The 21,769-nt window shown below is 29.9% G+C and carries 18 protein-coding genes; 2 read left to right on the forward strand and 16 right to left on the reverse strand.

The window, feature by feature from the left end:
* Window positions 1–6: 6 nt before the first annotated feature.
* The 15 genes from pal to M9409_RS01130 form a co-directional block, all read right to left on the reverse strand.
* Window positions 7–543: a peptidoglycan-associated lipoprotein Pal gene (gene pal, locus M9409_RS01060; RefSeq protein WP_250227101.1), complete on the reverse strand. Its 537-nt coding sequence runs from the start codon at window positions 541–543 to the stop codon at window positions 7–9.
* Window positions 544–603: 60 nt separating this feature from the next.
* Entirely contained in the window at window positions 604–1,902 is a 1,299-nt protein-coding gene (tolB, locus tag M9409_RS01065; protein WP_250227235.1) for a Tol-Pal system beta propeller repeat protein TolB, read from the reverse strand.
* Window positions 1,903–2,047: 145 nt separating this feature from the next.
* Window positions 2,048–2,767, reverse strand: a complete 720-nt coding sequence (gene tolA / locus M9409_RS01070) for a cell envelope integrity protein TolA (RefSeq protein ID WP_250227102.1) — start codon at window positions 2,765–2,767, stop codon at window positions 2,048–2,050.
* Between the two features lie 83 nt (window positions 2,768–2,850).
* A complete protein-coding gene (locus M9409_RS01075) occupies window positions 2,851–3,186 on the reverse strand; it encodes a biopolymer transporter ExbD (protein ID WP_250227103.1) in 336 nt (111 codons plus the stop codon).
* Between the two features lie 52 nt (window positions 3,187–3,238).
* The gene (gene tolQ / locus M9409_RS01080) at window positions 3,239–3,991 is read right to left on the reverse strand and encodes a protein TolQ (RefSeq protein WP_250227104.1); all 753 of its coding nucleotides are present in this window, start codon (window positions 3,989–3,991) and stop codon (window positions 3,239–3,241) included.
* A 373-nt stretch (window positions 3,992–4,364) separates the two neighbouring features.
* Window positions 4,365–5,243, reverse strand: a complete 879-nt coding sequence (gene sucD / locus M9409_RS01085; protein WP_250227105.1) for a succinate--CoA ligase subunit alpha — start codon at window positions 5,241–5,243, stop codon at window positions 4,365–4,367.
* Entirely contained in the window at window positions 5,227–6,399 is a 1,173-nt protein-coding gene (gene sucC, locus M9409_RS01090; protein WP_250227106.1) for an ADP-forming succinate--CoA ligase subunit beta, read from the reverse strand. Before sucC ends, sucD begins: the two co-directional genes overlap by 17 nt.
* 115 nt (window positions 6,400–6,514) lie before the next feature.
* The gene (gene odhB / locus M9409_RS01095) at window positions 6,515–7,771 is read right to left on the reverse strand and encodes a 2-oxoglutarate dehydrogenase complex dihydrolipoyllysine-residue succinyltransferase (protein WP_250227107.1); all 1,257 of its coding nucleotides are present in this window, start codon (window positions 7,769–7,771) and stop codon (window positions 6,515–6,517) included.
* Between the two features lie 22 nt (window positions 7,772–7,793).
* Window positions 7,794–10,652: a 2-oxoglutarate dehydrogenase E1 component gene (locus M9409_RS01100; protein ID WP_250227108.1), complete on the reverse strand. Its 2,859-nt coding sequence runs from the start codon at window positions 10,650–10,652 to the stop codon at window positions 7,794–7,796.
* Between the two features lie 211 nt (window positions 10,653–10,863).
* Complete coding sequence (locus M9409_RS01105) at window positions 10,864–11,610, reverse strand: succinate dehydrogenase iron-sulfur subunit (protein ID WP_250227109.1); 747 nt, start codon at window positions 11,608–11,610, stop codon at window positions 10,864–10,866.
* A 17-nt stretch (window positions 11,611–11,627) separates the two neighbouring features.
* On the reverse strand, window positions 11,628–13,406 hold the full coding sequence (sdhA, locus tag M9409_RS01110; protein ID WP_250227110.1) for a succinate dehydrogenase flavoprotein subunit: 1,779 nt from the start codon (window positions 13,404–13,406) through the stop codon (window positions 11,628–11,630).
* Window positions 13,407–13,754, reverse strand: a complete 348-nt coding sequence (gene sdhD / locus M9409_RS01115; RefSeq protein WP_250227111.1) for a succinate dehydrogenase, hydrophobic membrane anchor protein — start codon at window positions 13,752–13,754, stop codon at window positions 13,407–13,409. It abuts the gene before it with no gap.
* A complete protein-coding gene (sdhC, locus tag M9409_RS01120; RefSeq protein WP_250227112.1) occupies window positions 13,730–14,137 on the reverse strand; it encodes a succinate dehydrogenase, cytochrome b556 subunit in 408 nt (135 codons plus the stop codon). Before sdhC ends, sdhD begins: the two co-directional genes overlap by 25 nt.
* Before the next feature lie 944 nt (window positions 14,138–15,081).
* A complete protein-coding gene (locus M9409_RS01125; RefSeq protein ID WP_250227113.1) occupies window positions 15,082–15,234 on the reverse strand; it encodes a hypothetical protein in 153 nt (50 codons plus the stop codon).
* A gap of 626 nt (window positions 15,235–15,860) precedes the next feature.
* Window positions 15,861–17,516 carry a phosphoglucomutase gene (locus M9409_RS01130; RefSeq protein WP_250227236.1) on the reverse strand — a complete coding sequence of 552 codons (1,656 nt, stop codon included), beginning with the start codon at window positions 17,514–17,516 and terminating at the stop codon, window positions 15,861–15,863.
* Window positions 17,517–17,829: 313 nt separating this feature from the next.
* On the opposite strand from M9409_RS01130, the gene M9409_RS01135 reads away from it, so the two are divergent.
* Window positions 17,830–18,594 carry an alpha/beta fold hydrolase gene (locus tag M9409_RS01135; protein WP_250227114.1) on the forward strand — a complete coding sequence of 255 codons (765 nt, stop codon included), beginning with the start codon at window positions 17,830–17,832 and terminating at the stop codon, window positions 18,592–18,594.
* A 227-nt stretch (window positions 18,595–18,821) separates the two neighbouring features.
* Window positions 18,822–19,349: a flavodoxin FldA gene (gene fldA / locus M9409_RS01140; protein ID WP_250227115.1), complete on the forward strand. Its 528-nt coding sequence runs from the start codon at window positions 18,822–18,824 to the stop codon at window positions 19,347–19,349.
* A 187-nt stretch (window positions 19,350–19,536) separates the two neighbouring features.
* On the opposite strand, the gene glnS is transcribed toward fldA, so the two are convergent.
* Window positions 19,537–21,201: a glutamine--tRNA ligase gene (gene glnS / locus M9409_RS01145; protein ID WP_250227116.1), complete on the reverse strand. Its 1,665-nt coding sequence runs from the start codon at window positions 21,199–21,201 to the stop codon at window positions 19,537–19,539.
* Window positions 21,202–21,769: the final 568 nt, after the last annotated feature.

The raw sequence follows: 21,769 nt of genomic DNA on the forward strand, positions 1-21,769 counted from the left end.
TGAATATTATTTATATTTTAATACAGCACGTCTATTTTTAGAGTAAGCTTCTTCGTTTTGTCCTAATACAGCTGGTTTTTCTTTACCATAAGATACAGTTAACATTTGCTCAGATAATACACCTTTACTTTGTAGGTATGATTTGACAGAGTTAGCTCGACGTTCACCTAATGCAATATTGTACTCTGGAGTACCACGTTCATCGGCATGACCTTCAATTGTCATATACTGTAATGGATTATTATATAAAAAATTAGCATGGATATTTAACGAGTAAAAAAACTGAGAAGGAATATCATATTGATCTAAAGGAAAATAAATAACATTGTTGGACTTTAATTCTTGGTTTTTTAACTGTATTTGATCATCAATCGCTTTATTATTTTGCGCATTAGCATGTTTAAAACGATTCAATTCAATTTTTTCTTGATTATGAATAGTAGTAGTATCGTCGTATTTAGATGATAATGAAGAACATGCAATCATCAGTATGCTCATGCTTAGTCCAAATATTAGTTGTTTAAAAAAAATGTTCGATTTCATTTATATATCCATTTATTTATTATTTTAAATGTTGACTGCAATGAAAATTAGTTATGTATCTTATTCTAAATGTAATGGGGACCAAGTTGGAAATCTTATATCTCCTTGATTTTTTTGTATATGAGCTTTAAAATGCCCATCAACAGAGATTAATTCTAAATGAGATGTTGTTATTGTTAGATCTTTATTAATATTACTGTATACTACCATGGTATTGTTGGGAGCAATACTAGGAGTGTCAGCCAACAGTGTATCTGTTAGTATTTCTTCTTGTCCAGTTAATAAATTCAATTTAGCAATATTTTGTTTGCCTTGATGTCTATTAACCATTATTAAAAATGTTCCATCTGAACTAACACTTGGATTTTGATTACTAGTATGTAGCCAAGATAATCTTTGAATTTCAGTAGTTTTAATATTAATTTTGTATATTTGTGGTTTACCTCCTTGATCCGAAGTATAAGCTATATTTTGATTATCTGGAAACCAACTAGGTTCAGTATTATTATTTCTATTCTTGGTTAATTGTTTAACTTCTCCGGATTCTAAATCCATAATGTATAAATTTAAACTGCCTGTTTTAGACAAAGAAAAAGCTATTTTTTTGCTATCGGGAGAAAAAGAAGGGGCGCCATTATGATTTGGAAAACTAATAATACTATTAACTAAACCGGTGTTTAATGCTTGAACAACAAGCTCTGAATGGCCGGATGAAAAAGTAACATAAGCAATTTTTTTTCCATCTGGAGACCAAGCTGGAGACATTAATGGTTCTGTGGACCGACAGATTGAAATTGGATTATGACCATCGTAATCAGAAACATATAACTCATAGGGATATTTATCATTATAAATACGTAAAATATAAGCAATACGTGTACAAAACACACCTTTTATACCGGTTAACTTTTCAAAAATTTCATTGCTGATAGCGTGAGCTACATAGCGTAGCCATTTTTTTTCTACTGAATATTGATTTTCTAATATTATTAACGCAGGGTTACTAGAAGTATCTACTAAATGATATGAAATAATATAGTTTTCATCATAGTTTATATGTACTGTTCCTAATACAATTATATTGATTCCTAATTTTTCCCAAAAGGTTGGGATCACATCAGATACTTTGGTAGGTTTATGTGGTAAATATTCTACGGGAATGGTATTGAATTTGCTACTATTGCGTAAATCAGCTGCTATTATCGATGCTATATTTTCAATTGACATTGATTTATGATATTGATTATTAATATATGTAAATGGTATTACAGCAATGGGGTGCGCTGTATTTACTCCGCATGTAATTTCAATATGCATATCTGCAAGAAGTGAAGGTTTCCATACAAATGTGATTAACATTATTGATAAGGATATTTTTTGTAGCCAATTTGATAGTTTATGAGTCTTCTTAGTTATTAAATACATGGAAATTTTATAATTAAACATAGGTTATTTAAAAGACCATATATATTATTATTATTTTATAAATGTGTAAATATTTTGTTTATTGAGGAGAAAAATTTAATATTGTATTTTTAAATATTTCGTAAATACCTAGATTTGGGGGTTTAGGAATTTTTGCTAATTTAGCAGCAATAATTGCAGCTTGGCATAACTCGTAATCTCCAGATATAGCGGTGACTGATAATAACGTGCCGTCAGGTGCTAATTGGATATGTAGGTTGCATTGTTTACCAGTATAATGAGAGGAGTTATAAAATTTTTTTTGTATTGATTCGCTGATCATACATTTATATGTATTAATTTCATTATTTTTAATAATCTCATGTGAAATGTTATTTTCGTTATTGTTTTTTTTTGTTGTTATGTTTAATGTGGATGTTTTGTTATTTTTTTTTGTAGATTTTTCTTGGTTAATTAATGCATTTAGTAGGTTATCGAGTTCATTAGACTCATGAGATGGATGATAATTTAATTCGTCATGTATTAATAATTTTTTTTCTATAGTATTTTGGTTTTTCTTTTTAGCAGGGGGGTTGGACAATGTCGTCCCTGCTAATGGACGCTGTGTTTCTGTTATTTTGAATCGATCTGTTTGATCTTGTATATTATTGTTATTTTCTTTTTTGGGATTAGAGTTTTGAATAAAGGCATTAATCGAATGTTTGTTATCAGTTATTTTATTAATGTATTGTTGTTGTTTTTTTATTATGTGTTTATATAGCAATAAAGAAACGATCACATGTACAATGATTGATATCATAACTGCGAATCTAAATTTTTTGTAATATCTATTAAACAAATTTAATAATTATCATCCAAATTATGTAAGAGTGTCGTATGCATTTAAATAGAAGGATTTGTTATCATTCCAATTGAATGTATACCGATGTGATTTAATAAATTTAATACTTTAATTATTTCATTGTATTCTACAGTTTTAGAAGCAGCTATCAAACATGTTATATTAGGAATGGTGTGTGTTTGGTGACTTATTTTTGATGCAATCTGATCTAAACTCATTTTTCCTACATGTTTGTTGCTAATGGAAAGATTATAAAATCCCATACCTAAAATTTCAATAGTAATTATAAGTTTTTCATCATTAATAATATTTGATATTACTTCACTATTTGGAAGATTTACTTCAAAACTTTGTATCAATTTAGACGGTATTAACATAAAGATCATTAAAAGGACTAGTAATATATCTAAAAATGGTATGATATTAATATCAGATTTGATCGTGTTTCTTATACGTCTTCTCTTCATATTGATTTTCCTTGCTGAGTACAGAATCAATATTAAAAAAAATCTGATGATATAGAATCGTAATAAATTCTTCTATAAAATTGTTATAGTCTTGATCCATATTGTTTATTTGTGTGGTTAAATAATTAAATGCCATAACCGATGGAATAGCTACGAACAAGCCAATTGCTGTAGAAATTAATGATTCAGCAATACCTGGCGCAATCATTTGTATATGAATCATCTGAGTAGCAACATTGTTAGTCGTTGTTTTACCTAATTCTATAAAAACGTGTATAATTCCTAATACGGTTCCAAATAAACCAAGATATGGGCTGATAGACCCGATTGTACCTATTAATGGAATATAATCTTCTAATGATTTTAGTTCTATATTTGTTGCAGTATGCATGTTATCCAGTGTTCTAGATATTATTGTTTCAGGTACACAATGTTTTGTTTGATATAACTTAGAAAATTCTTTAAAACCTACGTAAAAAACTTGTTCAATTCCATTTAATTTATTACGACGAGCTACGGATTTTTGATATAAACTAGATAAATCTATTCCAGACCAAAATTCGTTTTCAAATACTTTTAATTTTCTCCGTGCTGAATTTAATACGAAGATACGATGAAAGATAATACTCCAAGATAAAACGGAAAATCCAATTAATACGAATATACTAATTTGCACTAAAATATTGGTGTCTGAAAGTAAGTCAAAAATATTCATATTAATTAGTTTAAGTTATACTTTATATATAAAGTGTATAATGTAGTCACGATAAATAATATTTATATTACAAAAACAATGTAATTCTTAAGATTAATCTAATTGTATAGAGATAATAGTTGTACAGTGATTCTTACAAAAATAGTTTATTTAAAATAATATGTAGTTTTAAAAAATATATTATAATAATAATGTTACTTAATTTTATCTAAAAATGAAATAAGACAAAAATAAAAATGATCATATTATCAGTTTGAACACAATACAACAACATTAATCATGTTGGACCTTGTTATTATTATGATGTAGGTTATTGTAGTTATCAATATTATAGTATAGTATACCTGTGTATATGTGTTTTGATATGTAATGTTTATTGTTGTTTATTAATGGATTTAATGAATTGACCAATTTTAATAAAGTTATCTACAATATGTACTCCTGATTTAGACAGTATTTCGTATTTTTCATAAGCAGTGCTGCCAATTCCAGAAATAATGGCTCCTGCATGCCCCATACGTTTCCCTTTAGGAGCCGTGGTACCAGCAATATATGCAACCACTGGTTTTTTAATATATTTATTAATATATGTTGCTGCTTTTTCTTCAGATCTACCTCCTATTTCACCAATCATTACCATTAATGATGTTTGAGGGTCTTGTTCAAATAATGATAATATATCAATAAAATCAGATCCAAGTATTGGATCGCCACCAATACCGACACACGTAGACTGACCTAATCCAAGATCAGTGATTTGTTTTACTACTTCATATGTTAAAGTACCTGATCTAGATACAATTCCTATGCATCCTGGGTTATGGATGTCACTTGGCATGATGCCAAGTTTACATTGGCCTGGAGTAATAATTCCTGGACAATTTGGTCCAATCATCGTACATGTGTTATATTTTTTTAATTGTTGTTTTATTAATAACATGTCCAATATTGGAATTCCTTCGGTAATACAAACAATTAGTTTAATACCAGCATCAATTGATTCTAAAATTGCATCCTTACAGAAAGGAGCGGGTACATAAATAATAGAGGTTGTTGCGTTAGTGTTATTTATTGCCTGATCAACAGTGTTAAATATGGGTAATCCAAGATGGATGTTGCCTCCTTTCCCTGGAGTAACTCCGCCTATTATTTTAGTACCATAGTTTAATGCTTGTTGACAATGAAAACTGGCGTGCTTACCAGTAAATCCTTGACAAATTATTTTTGTATCTTTGTTAATTAAAATGGACATTTTTTAAGTTCACCGCGGTTACAATTTTTTGAATTGCATGAATTAAATTATTCGTAACAAAAATATTGAGTTTGCTATTGATTAATCGATTAGAACCTAATGTAGAATTATTTCCTTCCAATCGAGCTATGATAGGGATGTATTTTGAAGTATGTTTAGATAATGCAGTTAAGATACATTCAGCAACTAGGTCACAACATACAATTCCTCCAAAAATATTTACAAGTATCGCTAATACTTTAGTATTTTTTAAAATCATATTAAAAGCTGATATTATGCATTCTTTATTAGCACCTCCTCCAATATCTAAAAAGTTGGCAGGAATCCCACCCATTGATTTGATTACATCCATAGTAGCCATCGCTAATCCAGCACCATTGACCATACACCCAATATTTCCCTCTAAGGGAATATAATTAAAATTCAGTGTATTATCTGGTTTATTGATCGTGCATGTGTTTAATAAATTTGATTGTCTGAATATAGCATTTTGATCTATAATTACTTTAGCATCTAAACAACAAAAATGATCATCATCAGTAATAGCTAACGGATTAATTTCAATTAACGTTAGGTCATTTTCAATAAGCATATTTGTTGTGCTGACAATAATTCTGGAGAATTGATTTATTTTGGATCCAGATAATCCTAATTTACATGCTAATATTCGTCCTTGATAAGGATATATTCCAACTGAAGGATTTATGATAATTTTGTGAATGAGATTAGATGTTGTTTTTTCTGTCATTTCAACGTTTACTCCACCTTGCGTAGAAGCCATGCATATTATTTGGGATGCATCTCTATCAATTGATACGCTTAAATAAAGTTCATGAATAATCTTCACAGCTGGTTCTATTAAAACAGAACACACTAATTCTCCGATATCGTCAGTTTGATATGTTACCAATCTATTTCCAATCCATTTATTAGAAAATGATAATAATTTTTTTGAGGAGTGTACGATACACACTCCACCTGATTTCCCGCGTCCTCCTGCTTGTATTTGACATTTTACTACCCATGGGCCACTACCTATGCTATTTGCTACAATAGCATGCTCTATATCATTTATGGTACCATATACAAAACCTTTTAAAATAGGTAAATTGTATTTTACCATTAGTTTTTTTGCTTGATATTCATATAAGTTCATAGTATGTGATCGTATGTATTGTGATGTTTAAATTAAAATAATAATTTAGTTAATAGTAATGGTGCTAATTGATTACAAAATATAAGAATATAAAATGTATTTATGTATAATATTATTATATTTCTAAAAATAAGCGCGTTGGATCTTCTAATAACTCTTTGATGTATACTAGAAATTTTATCGAATCTTTTCCATCTATCAATCTATGATCGTATGATAAGGCTAAATACATCATAGGCAATATTGCTACTTGTCCATCTTGAGCTATGGGTCGGTCTTTTATTGCATGCATACCAAGAATTGCACTTTGGGGAGGGTTGATAATAGGAGTAGACATTAATGACCCAAAAACTCCGCCATTAGTAATGGTAAAATTACCTCCACTTAATTCTTCAATTGTTAGTTTTCCGTCCCTTCCTTTTTCAGCTAAATATTTGATATTTTTCTCTATATCGGACATGCTTAATGTATCAATATCTCGTAGTACTGGGGTAATTAAACCACGTACTGTAGATACTGCAATGCTTATATCAAAATAGTGATAATATACTATTTCTTCTCCATCAATGGATGCATTAATTTCGGGAAAATGTTTCAATCCCTCTAAAACTGCTTTTACATAAAAAGACATGATGCCTAATTTAATGCCATAACGTTTTTCAAATAATTCTCCATATTTCTTTCTCAATTTTATGATAGGTTGCATGTTCACTTCATTAAAAGTAGTTAACATAGCTGTAGTATTAGTTACAGATAGTAAGCGTTCTGATATTTTTTTTCGTAAGCGATTCATTAAAATACGTGTTTCTTTGCGATCGTTGTGCGTATTTTTTATGTCATCATAATCATAATCATGCGTAATATTTTTATTATTTTTTTGGTCAGTATAATGTATTTTTTTTTCGGAACGAATATGTGCTTCTATATCTTGACGAGTTAGACGTCCTTTGATTCCAGTGCCTTGAATATTTTTTGGATGTAAATTATGTTCTGCTATTAGTTTTCGAATCGACGGAGTTAAAATGTTATGATTTTCGTTGTTTTGAGCTATAATATCTTCCTGAAATGTAACGGAAGTAGTAGATTTTTGATCTTGAAATATTTTTTTTGTATCTTTTTGAAAAAAAAGATGATCGATATTTAAACGTCCTAAAATTTGTCCGGATGTTACTGTTGATCCTTCTTGTTCTAAAATTGATTCTAATACTCCTGTATTTGGAGCAGGAACTTCTAGCATAATTTTATCTGTTTCAATTTCCAACAAAATATCATCTTGTTGAACTGTATCTCCTGGTTTTTTATGCCAAACAGCAACAGTAGCGTCTGCAACTGATTCGGGTAAATTGGGAACCAAAATGTCAATATTACTCATTTTTTATCCTTTTTAAAAAAAATTAATTTAGATTTAATGCATCATCAATTAATTTTTTTTGTTGTTGTTGATGCACTGAAAAATATCCTACTGCAGGTGCAGCGGAATCAGGACGTCCTATATAATTTAATGTAATATTTGAAGGCATTATGTTATGTAGACAATCTTGTATGTAATACCAAGCCCCTTGATTTTTAGGTTCTTCTTGACACCAAGCAAAATCTTGTACATTCAAATAAGAATCGAAAATAGCCTGTATATTTGTATAAGGAAAAGGATATAGTTGTTCAATGCGAATAATGGCTATATTATATTGTTTATTTTTACGTCGTTGACTCAATAGGTCATAATATACTTTTCCAGAGCATATTATCACACGATTGATTTTATTTGAAATGATATTATTATCAATTTCGTTAAAGACCGTTTTAAATGATCCATATACTAAATTTTTTAATGAAGTAGTTACCATGGGATGTCTCAGTAGAGATTTTGGGGATATAATAATCAGTGGTTTTTTTAAATTAATATCGCATGTTGCGTGTTGAAGTAATATATGGTACATTTGGTCTGGGGTGGAAGGTATACAGATGTGTAGATTATATTCAGCACACAATTGTAAATATCGTTCTATACGAGCAGAAGAATGTTCCGGGCCTTGTCCTTCATATCCGTGAGGTAAAAGCATCACTAAACCGCATAATTGCCCCCATTTTTGTTCACCAGAACTAATGAATTGATCGATAACAATTTGCGCTCCGTTAGAAAAATCTCCAAATTGTGCTTCCCAAATGACTAACATATTATGTGCTAAACTGGAATAACCGTATTCAAAAGCTAAAGATGCTTCTTCGGATAATACTGAATTCCATATAAAAAAAGACCCTTTTTTATTGTCTGTATTAATCAAGTGTGTTAAAGGGATGTATTTTGTACCATCATTTTGATCATGTATTACAGAATGTCTATGAAAAAAAGTTCCTCGAGCGGCGTCTTCTCCAGATAAACGAATAGAAATTCCTTGATCTAGCAAAGTAGCGTATGCTAGAACTTCTGCTGATCCCCAATCAAACAATCTATTACCTAAAGCCATCTCTATTCTTTCATCATAAATTTTTTTTACTCTAGAATGCATAGCGATACTTGATGGAATATCGTTGATACGATAGGCTAAATTTTTTAAGTATTGGGTGTTTATTTTATTAGAATTCAGAATATTTTTGTTATTATGTAATCTATTTGTATGTAAAGAAGTACGAATATGCACTGGCATCCATTGATGCAGAACACAATGTTCTTTTTCTAATTTTTCACGATATGTATTAATCATTTTAGAACTTTCATTTGCACTAATAATTCCATTTTTGTTTAAAAAATCAGAATAAATATTTAGTACCGTTGGATGATTACGAATTTTTTTATACATAATAGGTTGAGTCACACTTGGTTCGTCAGCTTCATTGTGTCCGTGTCTACGGTAACATACTAAATCAATTATTACATCGCGTTTAAATGTATTGCGAAAACTTAATGCGGCGCGAGTAACATAAACGACTGCATCTACATTATCTGCGTTAACATGGAATATAGGAGCTTGTATCATTTTTGCGATATCTGTGCAATGTTGAGTAGAACGAATGTCATGGATATTTGATGTTGTAAATCCTATTTGATTATTAATAATGATATGCAGTGCACCTCCTACATCATAAGCATGAGTTTTAGACATGTTAAAAGTTTCTTGAACAATACCTTGAGCGCTAATTGCTGCGTCTCCATGTATTGTGACTGGAAGTACTATATTATGGTCTTTTTTATCGTGATCAGTTGCTTCAAGAATCAATTGATCAATCCGAGCTCGAGCGCATCCCATGACTACTGGGCTCACAATCTCCAGATGAGAAGGATTGCATGATAAAGATAAATGTACGACTTCTCCATTAATTGTAATATCTGAATAAAACCCTTGATGATATTTGACGTCGCCACTACCGCGAATAGTATGGTGTTTATTAGAAAATTCGTTAAATAGATCTTGAGGATTTTTACCTAAAATATTAATTAATACGTTTAAACGGCCACGGTGAGCCATTCCTAAGAATATTTCTTTGATGTTATGATGGCAAACGGAATGACGTATAATTTCTTTTAGCATAGGGATTAAAACATCGCCCCCTTCTAATGAAAATCTTTTAACTCCTGGAAATTTTGTTCCTAAATAACGTTCTATTCCTTCTGCCGCAATAATTTCTTCAAGGAATTGTTTTTTCTCTTCGGAATGAAAGTTAAATACTCCCGCTGTAGATTCAAAGTAATTCTGAATCCACCGCGTTGTATTTATATCAAGAATATGCATGTATTCAATACCTATGGGCCCGCAATAAGTTTGTTTAAGAAATTCATATATTTCTGACAAGGTCATTGATTCTTTATTTATTCCGAAATGGGTCATATCGAATTTTTTATGAATATTTTGTAAAACAGCATTATAACTCTCTAAGTCTAACAGATAGTTTTTGTATTCATTTTTTCGTAATTGTAAAGGATCTAATGTAGCGCATTGGTGCCCATATATTCTGAAAGAATTTATTAATTGCAATATTCGTATATAAGTAATATTATCGCAGATCTTGATATGTACGTCTGTATCAAGAGGTGCAATGTTGTGTTTTAATTGAGAATATGTGTTGTTTTTTAGATTATCAGAAGATTGATCTTCATAATTTTTTTCAATAGATAATTGTTTAAAAACTTTAATCCAACTAGAATCTATGGAATCAGGATTTTTTAAAAAATCCTTATAAATTTGTTCTATGTAAGATTGATTATTTTTTGATAAATAAGAAGAATTTAACCAATTTTTCAGTGTGTCATTATACATATTAAAATCCTTGTATTTTATTTATTACATTTATTTTTTAATACTTAATGTTAAGTAATTAGTTTAATAAAGTATTTTACTATATTATAAGTAATTGATTTTTGATTTTATCAGATACTGTAATCATACATAGATATATATAGCACTTCGTTTGAAGTGTTATTGCGCATTATTTATTGTAAAGTACGATCAAATAATGATTGTCGTTCTCTTAAATGTTATGTATACCAATTAAGTTTTTTGCTAATATTCGTTTAATATGACCTATAGCTTTAGCTGGATTTAGTTTTTTAGGACATACATTAACGCAATTCATAATATTATGACAACGAAAAATACTAAAAGAATCTTTTAAGAGTTGTAATCGTTCTTTATCATTAGTATCACGACTATCCATTAAAAAACGATATAAAGTCAATAATCCAGCGGGACCAATAAATTTATCTGGATTCCACCAAAAGGAAGGGCAAGAACTGGAGCAACATGCACATAATATACATTCATAAGATCCATCTAATTTAGAGCGTTCTTCTGGAGATTGTAAATGTTCATGAAGTAACTGAGATTGTTGGTCAGAGTGGTTATTAATTAAAAACGGTTGTATTCTTTCATATTGAAGAAAGAATTGACTCATGTCTACTACTAAATCACGAATTATTGGAAATCCAGATAATGGACGTATTACAATTGCATTCTGATGATTACTATCATATAATCTTTTTAATGAAGTAATACATGCTAGGTTGTTTACACCATTTATATTCATGCCATCTGAACCGCATACCCCTTCTCTACAAGAACGACGAAATGTTAGAGTTGAATCTTGTTCTTTCAATTTAATTAAGGCATCTAATAACGTCATATTTTTCACGTATAATAAATTAAGTGTATAATGTTTCATGTAGGCATTTTTACTCATTTCAGGATTGTAACGATAAATGGAAAATTTAATTTGCATATTTAAACTCCATTTTTTTAATAAACACGGGTTTTCGGGGGAAAAGGAGGGCGAAATTTTGGTTGCATATTCACATTACGACGAGTCATAATATCTTTTTTTGGTAAATATAATGTATGACACAACCAATTTTTGTCATCACGCATGGGAAAATCATAACGGCTATGAGCTCCTCTGCTCTCGGTTCTAAAAATAGCAGCCATAGCAGTTACATAAGCAGTTTCTAATAAATTGTCTAATTCTAAACATTCAACACGTTGTGTGTTGAATGTATAAGATTTATCTGATAAAATTGCACAATTTAATCGGGTACGTATTTCTTTTAGTTCTTCCAATCCTTTCAGCATGTTTTGTTCTTCTCTGAAGACGGAGAAATTGCTTTGCATGCATGATTGCAAATTTTGACGTATTGTTACTGGATTTTCTGTTACGCTCGATTTGTTGCTATTCCAACGAGTGTAACGAGCTAACGATTTTTCTATATCAGAATTAGTAGGACCACGAGTAGGCCATTCTTCTTCTGATAAATATGTTTGTATACATTTTCCTGTAGCATGTCCAAATACGATTAAATCTAATAAAGAATTTCCACCTAGTCGATTAGCTCCGTGTACTGATACACAAGCAGTCTCTCCAACCGCAAATAAACCTGGAACTATCGTATCTTCACCCGCATTATTTATAGTAATTACTTCTCCGTGTACTGTCGTAGGAATGCCACCCATCATATAATGGCAGGTAGGAAATACTGGAATTAACTCTTTTACGGGATCTATATAAGAAAAAGTACGTACTAATTCCAAAATACCAGGTAATCGTAATTCTAATAATTCTTTTCCCAAATGGTCTATCTTTAATTTAACATGAGGGCCGCATGAACCTGAATAACCTCGTCCTTCTTGAATTTCCAGCATGATTGCTCGAGCTACCACATCTCGTCCAGCTAAATCTTTTACGTTGGGAGCATATCGTTCCATAAATCTTTCTCCTTCAATATTTAAAAGATATCCTCCTTCACCACGGCATCCTTCGCTTACTAAGATTCCGACACCAGCTATTCCAGTGGGATGAAATTGCCACATTTCCATATCTTGAGCAGGAATACCTGCTCGTAACGCCATGCCCATTCCATCTCCTGTATTGATATGAGCATTGGTGGTAGATTGATAAATGCGTCCCCCCCCTCCAGTTGCAAGCACTGTAGCACGTGCTTTAAAATATACTAATTCTCCTGTTTCAATAGAAAAAGCAATACAACCAAGTATTCTTCCATCTTGATTTTTTACTAAATCTAACGCGTACCATTCTGAAAATATAGTTGTTTTGTTTTTTAAATTTTGTTGATATAAGGTATGTAATAGTGCATGTCCGGTACGATCAGCAGCTGCGGCAGTACGTGCTGCTTGTTTTTTTCCGTAATATAAAGTTTGTCCTCCAAATGGACGTTGGTAAATACGACCATTTTGTAGTCTAGAGAATGGTAACCCCATATGCTCTAACTCTAATACCGCTTTAGGTCCTGTTTTACACATATATTCAATAGCATTCTGGTCTCCTATGTAATCAGATCCTTTCACAGTATCGTACATATGCCATTGCCAATCATCTTCGTGATTATTGCCAAGAGCAACTGTAATTCCTCCTTGAGCAGATACTGTATGTGAACGTATAGGGAAAACTTTGGATATTAAGGCGCAAGAAAACCCCATTTTAGAAACCTGTAATGCAACGCGCATACCTGCTCCGCCAGCTCCTATAACAACAGAAAAAAATTCTTTAACTGGTATTTGATGCATCTATATACTCCAAATGATAATAATTCCAAAAAATAAGTATACGCACAATATAGAACCGGTTACCCATATTCCTAATTGTCTTAATACTGGCAATGTTATATAGTCTTCTAATATGTGGCGCATACCAATCCAAGCATGACTTAGGGCAGACAATAAAGTTATGATGCTAAATATTTTAGTGGTCTTCTTGCTGAAGAAATCATACCACTGATCGTAAGATAAGTTGTTAGAAAAAATAATAAAAATAGAAATATATATAATGTATAGCAATATCCATATGGCAGACATTCGTACCAGCAACCATTCGTGTACTCCATGACATTTCAAGATTGATTTAATGGACACCATATTAAGATTCCAATGAAAATAGACAACAAAATAGTCAAAATAAATATAATTTTTGCACTCATTTTACCCATTAGTAATGTTTGGTGTAAACATCCGAAATCCATTAATATCTGACGAATACCAGCAAATACATGATAACTTAGTAGGATCATAACTATCCAAAATAAAAACTGAGAAATATAATGATTCATCAATAGAAACTGATGAATTTTGCAAAAATCATTATTAGAAGATAAAGACAATTTTAATATCCAAAGCATTGGTCCAATTGTTATGAATAATAGAATTCCCGAGATTCTGTGTAAAATAGAAGCAATAGCAGTGATAGGAAATCGTATAGTTCTAATATTTAGATATATTGGTCTTTGATTTTTTTTGATCATATAAATACTCTCAAATATATAATAGTATTGCATATTTTTTGCAGCGACATACTTTATATAGTTAAAATGTCACAAAATATAGATAATTAATAGTACAAAGATAGATGTTATTACAATTACATCTTATACAGTGTAATTATTTTTTGAATATATAATATATATATATTATTTTTTATTTTGATATCTGTATGTTGTACTAATCGATTTGCTGTCATAACAAATGATTAGATTATGGATAATATCATATCTTGTATATTATTAACAATTTAATAATATTATAAAATTTGGAATAAAATTCGATTTTTAATTTTCAAAAGGGTACGTGTATGTAATAACGAAAGTGAGATAGATCATGAATTTTGTTTTTACCTTACTCAGAAAATAACTAAAAAATAATAGATTTAAAATATGATAATTGATTTACTAAAGTATTGAGTTTTAGTATTTAAAATGTTTGTAGCATCTTGATATTCAATATATTATTGAATGTACCAAATATTTATGAGTTGAATTATATATGATAATATCTGAAGATATCATTAATGATAACATGTGATCAGAAGAAACATAGAGTTCACATGATAATGATGTTGTATTTTGAAAATATTCTTGTTGCAAAAAAAAAATTGTGTTGTTTTGGTGTTATTGAATATTGATTTGTCTTATTTCATAAAAGATAAAGAACTAAGAAATTGTGGATATATTATTTGTGATTATTGATGTTGTGTGCGACCGTTTAGACGGTCTAATAAAATTTATTTTTATTGCAAAAAAAAATAGTTGTCAAAATAACAAATATCCCAATTGAGTTAATAATGTTGATTTTTTAATTGTTCAATAATGTGCTAGCCGTGTTTCAAAATAAAAACATTAAAATATAAATAAGTTGTTTTGTATTGAGCATAGTATGTATAGTTTTTGGTTTTTATACAATGTATTATTGTTTATGCTCTTAATTTTAAGGTTAGCAATAAATTTGTATGTTGATATCCATATATGTTTTCTCGTAATGAGAAAGAGTGTATTATTTTTAATTTTGAAGAATATGTAATCGATTCTTCGAATAATGGTTTAGATATATATATGATCATTTTCATGTAAGTTTACCAACTGATTCATATATATAAAGTATCGTTGATATAGCATATATATATAGATCTGGAAAAAATAGGGACAAACATATATAACCATATGTAAGGATAAACTGGATAACCACATACTCCAATTATGTTTTATGTTGGTAGTGTATCAAATATATTGTAAGTAATAATTAGGTCACATATTTCATGTAAATTAATTAAAAAACTGTTACATTAACAATGTTCTTTGCATGATTCATATTTTGTTTGAATACAGTTTTAGTTTAAAGCGTATGTCCTATTTAAGGATCGTTTTAAAAACATGAATGCTTTATGTCTATGAGTATAGTATTATGTTTTATAATATTTTAAACAAACAATATAGTAATCAATAACATTGATCAGGATCGTGCGTGTCTATGTTTTTTAGTTCAAGAATAACGAACACATAAACTTCTCTGTGAAATCCTAAGTGTTCACAGCAATAACGTATATATATGTATATATAATTTTTTTATTTATGTCTATTTCGTATTATTGATTATGAGGTTTTTGTTAAATAACAATTAAAAGTTTAATAATCTGTAATTATATAGTAGTAACTGCTGTATCGAATATAGTATCGTGTATCTTCTATTTTAGGGTTAGTTAATGATATTGTTGATGACGCTTATTATTTCTTTTTCAATCTTTTTTTTATGAGAAACACTTAAAAAACTTTCACAATAAATTTTGTATACTGGTTCGGTGCCTGACAATCGACACGCCACCCAACCATTGTGGGTGATGATTTTTACGCCATCCATGGATATTTGATTTTTTGATGAACTTATATTGATGATCTGAATAATAGGATCATCTGCTAGTTCTGTCATATTAATTTGATTAAATAATGTCTTGGAGATAAGGGATTTTTGTGCGTAATTAATAGGTAATTGAATACGATTATAATTAGATATTTCAAAATTTTGAACTAATCGGTCATAATACTCGTGGAAGGATTTATCGTTGATAGCAATCATTTCAGCTGCTAATAGACACATAATTAACCCATCTTTATCTGTGGACCAGGGAGAACAATAAAAATCTAAGAAAGATGCTCCTGCGCTTTCTTCGCCTACAAAACCGAAGAAACTATTAAATAATCCTTGTACAAACCACTTAAAACCTACTGGCACTTCTATCAGTGGACGAGATAGATTACATGCTACGCGGTTCATCATAATACTAGATACATAAGTTTTTCCTATGAACAGTGGATGATTATGCCATAATGGGCGATTGTTGAAAAGGTAATGTGCTGCAATAATAAGATAATGATTGGGTTTTATCAAACCAAGAGGAGTAATAATTCCATGTCTATCGCAGTCTGGATCATTAACTAAAATCAAATCAAAGTTATCATGTGGTTTTATTAATACTCCAGCCATGGCGAATTCAGAAGAACAGTCTACTCGGATGCAGCCATCATAGTCAAGATGCATAAAACTAAAAGTTTTATCAATTTTTTCACTGATTAAATTTAAATCTAATTGATAATATTGGGCAATATTTTGCCAATAATCTATACTTGACCCACCTAATGGATGTACTCTTAATTTTAAACCGGATGCTTTTATAGCTTGCATGTTAATTATTGTAGATAGTTTTTTTACATAATTTTGAATGAAATCTTGTGTGTGTATATAACCGCTTTTCCAAGCATTATGCAATGTCATACGATGCACGTGTTGTAAATTATTTATTAAAAATTTATTAGCGATTTGTTCAATTGAGCGAGTTATATCGCTAGAAGCTGGCCCCCCGTATATTGAGTTATATTTTATACCCCCATCTTCAGGTGGATTATGAGAAGCAGTGATGATGATGCCATCAGCTTTTTTCGAATGATCATTGCGATGATTTTTATTATATTGAGTGATAGCATGTGAAATAACAGGGGTTGGAGTGTAACCATTATTTTTTTGAATAATAACATCAACAAAATTAGCTGCTAATACTTCAATTACAGATATGAACGCTGGTTCAGAAAGAGCGTGCGTATCTTTTCCAATGTAACATGGTCCTGTTATACCTTGTTGTGCACGTACTTGTGCGATTGATTGGCTAATTGCTAATACGTGTGCTTCGTTGAAACTGTATCGCTGAGAACTACCCCTATGACCTGAAGTACCAAATAGAACATTATGAGCGTCATTATTTGGATCTGGAGATAAAGTGTAATACTGTGTTATTAATTGAGACGTATTAATAATTTCATTATGTGACGCTAGTTGTCCAGAACGGATATGGTTTTTCATGTGAAAATCTCCTATATTGATTGTTTTTGAAATTTTAAAAATATTGTGATATATTATCATTAGGTTTATTAGATGCATTGGTATTTCTAGTCTTTAATGTACAGGAATATTAAAACATGTTTTGATAACTATGTTAGGTTAATTTTAAAAATATTACATTCATACTTGTGAATTAATGATATAAAAGTTTATGAAAAAATGTAAGCTTGTATCATTTCATTAGGTATCCTGATACGTCGTACTAAATATATAATATTGTTTAGGTAATGATAAACAAATATTACAGTGTTATTAATAATAAGTATTATACTATATGCAGCTTAATTATCGATTGCAAATGCTTAACTCTGCATTAACAAAAACTCCAGTCATAATGCTTCATGGGCTTTTTGGTGATCTTAATAATCTTGGGATTATTGCAGAAGGAGTAGCTCGGTATTGTTGTGTCGTGCAAGTTGATTTACGTAATCATGGTCGTTCTCCTCATGAACGATTTATGAATTATTCGGTAATGGCGCAAGATATTTTAGATTTGCTAGATCGGTTGTTAATAGATAAATGCATAATTATTGGCCATTCAATGGGCGGTAAAGTTGCAATGAAATTGTGTATGTTGGCTCCTCACCGCATAACCAAAGTCGTGATTATTGATATAGCTCCAATAAAATACGATATACATAGTCACGATAATATTTTTCATGCAATTGAGCGTGTTAATATCTTTGGAGTAAAAAATAGAAATGAAGCTGCGCTTCTTATGCGGCAGTATTGTCTCGATCAATCATTAATATTTTTTTTATTGAAATCTTTTCGTCAGGGATCTTGGATTTTTAATTTTTCATCCATTAGAAATAATTATATTCATATTAGTGGTTGGAATACATACCAAACTTGGTGGGGTCCAGCATTATTTATTAGAGGTGCATTATCTGCGTACCTCGATAATCGTTTTTTAAATGATATTTACCATCAATTTCCGAAGGCGCGCATTTGTATGATACCTAATGCAGGGCATTGGGTGCATTGGGATAATCCCGTGGATGTGTTAAGTGCGATTAGTGAATTTATTATGCATTAATTTTTAAAATATATGGTATATTTTATATATTATTTTTCAAAAATTTATGTAATTCAAAAATAAAAGATGTTAACGATCTATTACAATTGATTATGTGTCATCATAAATGATTATATAAACATGTGAATTGTATTGATATTTTGATGCGATATTGAATGAAATTGTATGCGTTTTGATTGATGATAAAAATGTGATTTATACTATACAATATATAAGGTTGAAATATTATGAAATCAGCGTTAGTAGGTATTTTTTTTAGTAGTGATACGGGTAATACTGAAAAACTTGCTAAAATGATTCGGACACAGTTAGGAAAAAGTATTGCAGATGTTTTTGATATAGCTATGAGTTCTAAAGAAGACATAGAAAATTATGATAATTTATTATTTGGAATCCCCACTTGGTATTACGGAGAACCGCAATGTGATTGGGATGCTTTTTTACCTGTGCTAAGAAATATTGATTTTTCTGGAAAAAAAGTAGCAATTTTTGGATGCGGAGATCAAGAAGATTATTCGGAATATTTTTGTGATGCAATGAGTATTTTATATGATATTATTTTGAAAAACGGAGCTATTGTTACAGGATTATGGTCTTCATCTGGTTATCATTTTGATACTTCAAAAAGTTTAATTGGTACAGATAAGTTTGTAGGATTAGCTATTGATGAAGATCGTCAACCTGAAATGACAGAGATTCGTGTACAACATTGGGTGAATCAAATTCGGAATGAAATGAATATTTACAACAAATAAAAATAATTGCATTGATAATTTTGTGTATACAATTAGAATGATTACAGGTTACTCTCTTTGGGGTTTTATGTACCCTGGGATGTAATGGGTTTTTGGGAGCTAGTTGGGAATTGTGATTGAAGGCAGTATTATTAGTGCATAGAAGATTGTCCAGACATGATTGTATAATAGTTTTGAATTTATTTATTTAGTAATGTTTAGATTCTTTTAAGGTTACGGTTCTATTTAATACTAGATGAGATGCTTTAGAGTAGTGGCGGTCTATAATGAAATACCCTTCTCGTTCAATTTGATACGGACCAGGACTATAGGAGTAAATTATATTTTCTTCAACAACTCCTCGAGAAATTATTAAAGATTTAGGATTGATATTGGTAATCCAATTGGTTGCGATAGAAGGATTGGGATGAGTAAATAATTTGTCGTATAGACGAAATTCAGCTGATATGTTCCTGGTCGCCGATACCCAATGTATTACTCCAGTAATTTTTCTACCATCTGTTGGATTTTTGTTTAAAGTAAGTGGGTCGTAACTGCAATAAATACAAATAATATTCCCGTTTTTGTCTTTTTTGATGTCCTCTGCTTTTATGACATAAGCATATCTTAATCGTATTTCTTGTCCCAAAGTTAATTTATAACATTTATCATTATTATTTAATATTTCACTAAAATCAAAATGATCAATAAAAATTTCTTGACTAAAAACGACATGACGAACTCCCATATTAGAGTTATTAGGATGATTCGGCATTTCTATTATTTCCTCATATCCTGTAGGAAGATTGTTGATGATAATTTTTATTGGGTTGATCACCGCCATTAGTCGTGGCGCATGTTTGTTTAAATCTGCACGAATACATGATTCTAAAAGTGATAATTCTATTTGACTTTCTTGTTTACTGATACCGATGCGATGACAAAATTCTCGAATTGATCTGGCTGTATATCCTCTACGTCGTAATCCAGAAATAGTAGGCATTCGAGGATCATCCCATCCATTAACTATGTTTTTTGTAACTAATATATTAAGTTTACGTTTAGATGTGATTATATATTTTAAATTAAGACGAGAAAATTCATGTTGATCAGGGTGTATATCTATATCAACATTATTTAATATCCAGTTATATAAAATGCGATTCTCTTGGAATTCTAAAGTACACAAAGAATGAGTGATACCTTCTATTGCATCTGAAATGCAATGACTAAAATCGTATGTTGGATAAATACACCATTTTTTTCCAATACGATGATGTGGAGTGTATTTAATACGATATAATACTGGATCTCGCATCACCATAGAAGAAGAGGCCATATTAATTTTAGCGCGCAAACACGCTCCGCCTTCTAGAAAATCTCCATGACGCATTTTAGAAAAATACATTAAATTTTCTTTAATACTACGAGATCGGTATGGGCTATTTTTACCAGAACGTGTTAATGTTCCTCGGTATTTTCTAATTTCGTCCGTAGATAATTCATCTACATATGCTAATCCTTTTTTAATTAATTTAATAGCATAATTATGTAATTCTTCAATATAATCAGATGAATAATGTACATCTCCATGCCACATAAAGCCAAGCCATTGAATGTCATATTTTATACCTTCAATATATTTTTCGTGTTCTGTCTCTGGATTGGTATCATCGAACCGTAAATTGCATTGACCGTGATAATATTGGGCAATACCAAAATTAAGACAAATAGCTTTAGCATGTCCGATATGTAAATGTCCATTAGGATCTGGAGGAAATCGTGTGCGTACGTTAAAATGTTTTTTTAATTTTAAATCTTTATCAATAATATGGTTGATAAAATTAGGTCGATAATTCATGAGAGTCTTCATTTTTATCCTTTTTGTAAATATATAATTATTGTGTTAATCCGTAGGAAAAATATCTTTATTATTATCGGTGATGATATTGAATTAAGATTATTATATGGAAAATATAAAAATTATTAAAGAATATAATTTTTTTATAAAATTATAACATGCGCTTGTGTAATGTGTTAATAAACACATAAATTAGAATTTAAAATATTTCGTTGTTGTAATTGTTATTTAAATGTAGATATATTGTGTGAAATAATTGCGATATAAATTATGTAATAATGGATTTTATTTTTTATATTAATAATGTATGATTTACATATGGAAATAAACATAATTTGTATTTACATATTTTTATAGAGATACTATGGTCTTTAAGATTATTTTGTTATAAAGTAAGAAAAATTGTAATGCTGTAGATATTTGTTTGTACATAAATTGAGAATAATTCAAACGTTATTTTGATGTTGTAATTTTTCTATATCTATATGCAATATAATATATTCATGACAGTTTTAGAATAAGTGCAATGATGTTGTTGAAGTGAATTGAGAGTGGATATTGATTTAAAGATGATTATAGC

The organism is Blochmannia endosymbiont of Camponotus sp. C-046 (genome assembly GCF_023585865.1).
Classification (GTDB): domain Bacteria; phylum Pseudomonadota; class Gammaproteobacteria; order Enterobacterales; family Enterobacteriaceae; genus Blochmanniella.